This window comes from Megasphaera sp. AM44-1BH (assembly GCF_003467125.1).
GTDB lineage: Bacteria > Bacillota > Negativicutes > Veillonellales > Megasphaeraceae > Megasphaera.
Genome location: NZ_QSFA01000008.1, coordinates 1 through 5,714, shown reverse-complemented (window position 1 = coordinate 5,714; position 5,714 = coordinate 1). Strand labels below are relative to the sequence as shown.

Sequence of the window (5,714 nt, the reverse complement as noted above, 5' to 3'; positions counted from 1 at the left end):
ATTTCGTCACCGGTGCCTATACGGCAGAACACGGCCGGACCTTCCTGGCCATGGCGTCGAGCCGGGTCGATAAGAAAGGCGTCCGCCATTCCAATATCGTGCCGTACTTTACCGGCGGCGACATCATCACGACGCCGCGGGCCCAGACCATGTACATCGTCACCGAATACGGGGCGGTCAATCTGGCAGGCCTTACGACGTGGCAGCGGGCGGAAAAACTGATCGGCATCGCCCATCCCGATTTCCGGGAAGACCTCATCAAGGCCGCAGAGGCACAGCATATCTGGCGGCGGAGCCATAAGAGGTAGTACGGTGATGCCTGAGAGTGAAGCTGCCAGGTGAGTGTAAGAAAGTAAGTGTAAAGGATGACAAAAAAATTTCACATCCTGCAAAACGGGCGGAAGGTCCGGAACGGGAAAAAGCGCATGGATAAGGCATTTTACCAGATACGGTATCTGGCACGGTTATTCCATGTACAGTAGTGTAATGCAGTCATTTAGTTTACGTTCCAAAAAGGACGGGAGGTCTATACATGAAAAAATTACTTTCTGGTAATGAAGCGATTGCCCGCGGGCTCTATGAAGCAGGCGTCAGCTTTGCATCTGCTTACCCGGGCACTCCGAGTACAGAAATCCTGGAAAACGTAGCCAGGTATGATGAAATCTACTCCGAATGGGCTCCGAATGAAAAAGTCGCCGTCGAAGCGGCTATCGGGGCATCCATGGGCGGCGTCCGGTCGTTCGCGGCCATGAAGATGGTCGGTCTCAACGTGGCGGCCGATCCGATGTTTACCTTTGCCTATCAGGGCATCAACGGCGGCATGGCTTTTGTCAATGCCGATGACCCGGGCATGCATTCATCCCAGAACGAACAGGATAACCGCCGCTATGCCAAGGCCATGAAAATCTGTATGCTCGAACCGGCCGATTCTCAGGAATGCCTCGATATGACCAGGGCCGCCTATGAAATCAGCGAAAAATACGAATCGCCGGTCATGATCCGCATGACGACCCGGGTAGACCATTCCAAGAGCCTGGTCGAACTGGGCGAGCGGAAAGAAGTCCCGGCTGTTCCCTATGTCAAACAGCGGGACCGCCTTGACGATGTGCCGGCCGTTTCCAAGCAACGCCGGTACGTCATTGAAGAACGGGAAAAACAGCTGAAGGAATATTCGGAAAATTCCCCCTTCAACTATGAAGAAATGCACGATACGAAAATCGGCATCGTCGCTTCCGGCGTGGCTTATATGTACGCCAAAGAAGTGCTGGGAGACAAGGCGTCGTACCTGAAAATCGGCTTCTCCTATCCGCTGCCGATTGAAAAAATCCGTGCCTTTTCCAAAAAAGTAGATACTCTGTATGTCGTCGAAGAGCTGGATCCGGTCATGGAAGAACAGATCAAGGCTGCCGGCATCGACTGTCATGGCAAGGATGTCATCCCCAATATCGATGAACTCAATCCCAATATCGTGGCAACGGGCATCCTTGGAAAGGGATTCCCGAACAAGACTGTTCCCGATGGACTGTTTGTCCCCCGTCCGCCTGCGCTCTGTGCCGGCTGTCCTCACCGGGGCTTCTTCTATGAACTGGGCAAGCGCAAAGATACGGTCATGGTAGGCGATATTGGCTGCTATGCTCTGGGCGGGTCGGAACCGCTCAATGCCAAGGACCTGGGCGGATGCATGGGCAGTGCCTTCTCTATCGGCCACGGCATGAGCCACGCCTTTTCCAAGAGCGGCCAGCAGAAACGGGTCGTAGCCTGCATGGGTGACTCCACTTTCTTCCATACGGGCATCAATTCCCTGACAGAAGTATCGTACAATAAATCCAATACAATCTGTGTCATCCTCGACAACCGTATCACCGGTATGACGGGCCATCAGGATAATCCCGGTTCGGGCTATAATATCAAGGGCGAACCGACGACGCTCATCGACGTGGAACGGGTCGTACATGCCTTGGGCCTGAAAAATGTCCGCACCGTCAATCCCAATAACCTGGCCGATATGAAAGCAACTCTGGACTGGGCTTATTCCCTGGAAAATGAACCGGTAGTCATCATCACCAGATGGCCGTGCGTGCTCAAAAAATTCTCCCAGGAAGATGCAGAAGAATTCAATCTGGACCATACGCCGTGCGTCGTCGATGAAGAAAAATGCATCGGCTGCAAGAAGTGCATGACCACAGGTTGTCCGGCACTGCGCTTCAATCTGAAAGATAAGAAATCGGAAATCGTCGAAAGCGACTGCGTTGGCTGCCGCGTCTGTGCACAGGTCTGCCCGGTCAAGGCTATCAGCAGAAAGGGGTATAAATAATGAGCGATGTAACGAATGTATTACTCGTCGGTGTCGGCGGACAAGGAACCATCCTGGCCAGTAAAATCCTGACCATGGGTCTCATAGAAAATGGCTACGATGTAAAGATGTCAGAAGTACACGGCATGAGCCAGCGGGGCGGCAGCGTCAGCACCCAGGTCCGCTTCGGCAAGAAAGTCTACTCTCCTATCATCGGGGAAGGGATGGCGGATATCCTCGTCGCCTTTGAAGAAATGGAAGCGGCCCGGTATGCCAAATTCCTGAAGCCCGATGGCAAGATGGTCATCAACCGGCTCTGCATCCCGTCCCTGCCGGTCCTCTCCGGTCAGGTAGCTTACCCGGAACACATCATCGAATCGCTGAAACAGGATTTCCCCGTACTCGATCTCGATGCTACCCGTATCGCTACGGAAATCGGCAACCCCAAGAGCGCCAACGTCGTCCTCCTCGGGGCTCTCGTCCAGGCACTGGGCCTGACCAATCTGGACTGGTCGGATTTCATTTCCCGTACGGTCAAACCGAAATTCGTCGATGTCAACCTCAAAGCATTCCAGGCAGGACGCGAAGCCGTCGCAAACCGGTAAAGATAGTGGCCAGTGGACAGTGTTTCGTTTGCCGGGAAAATAATCTGGCAGCGTCAGAACAGATACAGGGGCTGTACCCAGATGGGCTGAAAAGCTTATTAGGGCACAGCCCCGTTTTTTGCAGGGACAGCAAAGCCCCTCTACCTGCCGAACCGGCCTTCTTCCCGTACGGGAAAGCGGACTCATGACAGGACTTTATATAGAAGTAAAGCCCCTTCAGACGCCTGCGGCGCCAGCTTCCCCTCGCGGGGACGTCAAAGACCTGCCAGCCAATAGCCGCTGACTGCTGGTGGCTGCCCTCCCTCTGCAAACCAGGGACTGCAAACTATCTTTTTCCGGGCCTTGTGCTATGATATAGGGGAAACTGTTTAAAGGAGTGACATACAATGGAAAATATACGGAAACAAATTGCTGTTTATATAGAGGAACACCGCGATGCTATGATGGATTTCTGGCGGCAGCTGGTACAGATTGAAAGCGGTTCGGCCAATAAGGCCGGTGTCGATGCGGTGGCACGCCGGGTACAGGAAGAACTGGATACGATCGGGGCCCATACGGAAATCCACGAAATGAAACGGGCCGGCAATATGCTCGTGTCGGTCCTGAACGAAGACGTGCCGGAAGCTCCGGTCCTTCTCCTGGGCCATATGGATACGGTATTTCCCGATGGCACTGTAGCGGACCGGCCGTTTACCCTGCGGGATGGCAAGGCTTATGGCCCCGGTGTCCTCGATATGAAAGGCGGCGTGACCATTGCCGTATTTGCCATGAAGGCTTTGAAAGAAGCGGGCTGGACCAAACGGCCGGTCCGGCTGGTACTGGTCGGTGATGAAGAAGTGGGCCACCGCAATTCCGACGGCAATCAGCAGATCATGGAACAAGCCTGGAGTGCTGTAGCCACCTTCAACTGTGAAAGCGGCCGCCTGGGCAATGAAGTTGTCGTCCAGCGCAAAGGGGCACTAACCTATCGCATGGATGTCACCGGTATTGCTGCCCACGCGGGGAATGAACCGGAAAAAGGCCGCAGTGCTATCCTGGAAATGGCTCACAAGGTCATTGCTATCCAGAATCTGACGGATTGGCAGCAGGGAACGACCTATAATGTAGGTGTCATTTCCGGCGGTACCGTAGCCAATGCCGTCCCGGATACGGCATCTATCCTCATCGATGTCCGTTATCTCAAAAAAGAGTATGTCCCCGATATTGAAGCGAAATTGCAGGATGTAGCACATACGAACTATGTTGATGGGACAAAGACATCTCTGACACAGCTTTCGTGCTGCATTCCCATGGAACGAATGGCCGGGACTGATGGTCTGCTGGCCAAAGTCCAGGAGGCTTATGCGTCTTTCGGTATGCCCCGCCCCAGCGGTATCATCGTCGGTGGCGGATCTGACTCGGCCTATACCGTAGCTGCCGGCGTACCGACTATCTGTGCCATGGGGGTTGAAGGCAGTCGTCATCACAGTCCGGAAGAATACGCCTGCGTAGAATCCCTATACGCCCGGGCAAAAGCACTGGCATACGTCGTGACTATGGTCTGATGATGTAGTATACATAAGGGGAAAAAGACATTTCAACACACACCTCAATACACTCTAACGCACATGTGCGTTAGAGTGTATTGATTCTAACGCACGTGTGTGTTCAACGCATTGATTACCGGTCTTATTCTTGGTCTTTAGTCGTTTCCATGACTATGGCAATGTTGTGTATATATGAGGGAAGCGGCATTTCAATACACGTTTTATACTACGTTAACTATTTATTTATGGTCTGTGCGGGCTGGACGCGTTCATGGAGCAGCTTAGAAAATTCTTCGACATAATATGTGCTGTTGTCTTTCCGCCAGAAGAGACAATAGTGGCGCAGCAGGGGCTTTCCTTCCTTATACAAGGGCAGGCGGACCGAAGCGGTGCCGGATGGCGCCGTGGTATTGAACGTTTCCAGCGGCAGATAGCCCCGGTTGCTGGCAACGAGGAGACGGGCGTCTTCCAGTGTGCGGGCAAAGAGGAAGTTTTCGGCAAACCCCAGGGTATCAGCGTAATAAGCCCCTTCCGCCTGCTCTTGTTCAGCAGAGGCTACGAGGATGCAGGGAATCCGCCTGAGAGCTTCCAGGGACAGATGATCCTCCTGGCTCAGGGGATTCTGCCGGGAGATTTCCGCATACAGGACGCCTGTGGTCACGATGTCGTTCTCGTAGGTATCGGAAAAGGCCCGGCGCTGGTCATTGAGGACCATGTCGGCTTTTTTACTGCGAAGCTGCTCGTACAGGTCTTCATGGGTTCCGTTGAAAATATGGATGGTTACTTCCGGATACAAGGATGAAAAGGCGGCGATGGTCTCGTATAATTCACTGCCACAGTAGTTGTTGAGGTATCCCAGCCGCAGCTGCAGTTCCTGATCTTCGCCGAGGCGGCGTGTCTCTTTCTGGAAGGCTTCGATTTCCTGCAGCAGCTCCTTGCCGTGGCGGTAAAAGTATTCCCCTGCCGGAGTCAGACTGAACGTGCGGTTTTGCCGGACCAGCAGGGGGACGCCGAGGTCTTCTTCCAGGGCCTTGATCTGCTGGGATACGGCGGACTGGGAAATCTCCAGGGCATACGACGCTTCTGTGAAGCTGCGGGCTTCGACGACGGCTATGAAATATTTCATCTGACGGAACAGCATGGTATTTCATCCTTTCTTTTTGATTTGATTATACCTTCTTTTTTCACATAAGTAAAACTAATGGAAAGCCCTTGAAAGTCGGGAGTTTGACACCTGCAAGCGAAAAAAGTGCCACGAAGCCAGTAAAATGGCGTATTTTTTTGTCAAAT

5 protein-coding genes are annotated in these 5,714 nt (G+C 53.2%); 4 read left to right on the top strand and 1 reads right to left on the bottom strand.

Annotation, left to right across the window (positions count from 1 at the left end; translation table 11 throughout):
* The 4 genes from DW949_RS13805 to DW949_RS06755 all read left to right on the top strand — a co-directional run.
* The coding region (locus DW949_RS13805; protein WP_304466104.1) for an acetyl-CoA hydrolase/transferase C-terminal domain-containing protein at window positions 1-308 on the top strand (308 nt) is incomplete at its 5' end.
* A gap of 224 nt (window positions 309-532) precedes the next feature.
* Complete coding sequence (gene iorA / locus DW949_RS06765; protein ID WP_118022484.1) at window positions 533-2,314, top strand: indolepyruvate ferredoxin oxidoreductase subunit alpha; 1,782 nt, start codon at window positions 533-535, stop codon at window positions 2,312-2,314.
* On the top strand, window positions 2,314-2,898 hold the full coding sequence (locus DW949_RS06760) for an indolepyruvate oxidoreductase subunit beta (protein WP_118022483.1): 585 nt from the start codon (window positions 2,314-2,316) through the stop codon (window positions 2,896-2,898). The genes iorA and DW949_RS06760 overlap by 1 nt, the downstream gene beginning before the upstream one ends.
* 386 nt (window positions 2,899-3,284) lie before the next feature.
* Window positions 3,285-4,442: a M20 family metallopeptidase gene (locus tag DW949_RS06755; RefSeq protein ID WP_199595793.1), complete on the top strand. Its 1,158-nt coding sequence runs from the start codon at window positions 3,285-3,287 to the stop codon at window positions 4,440-4,442.
* Between the two features lie 217 nt (window positions 4,443-4,659).
* Here DW949_RS06755 and DW949_RS06750 read toward each other — a convergent pair whose 3' ends face one another.
* Window positions 4,660-5,565 (bottom strand): LysR family transcriptional regulator, encoded by a 906-nt coding sequence (locus tag DW949_RS06750; RefSeq protein ID WP_118022482.1) that lies wholly within the window; start codon window positions 5,563-5,565, stop codon window positions 4,660-4,662.
* Between the last annotated feature and the right edge of the window lie 149 nt (window positions 5,566-5,714).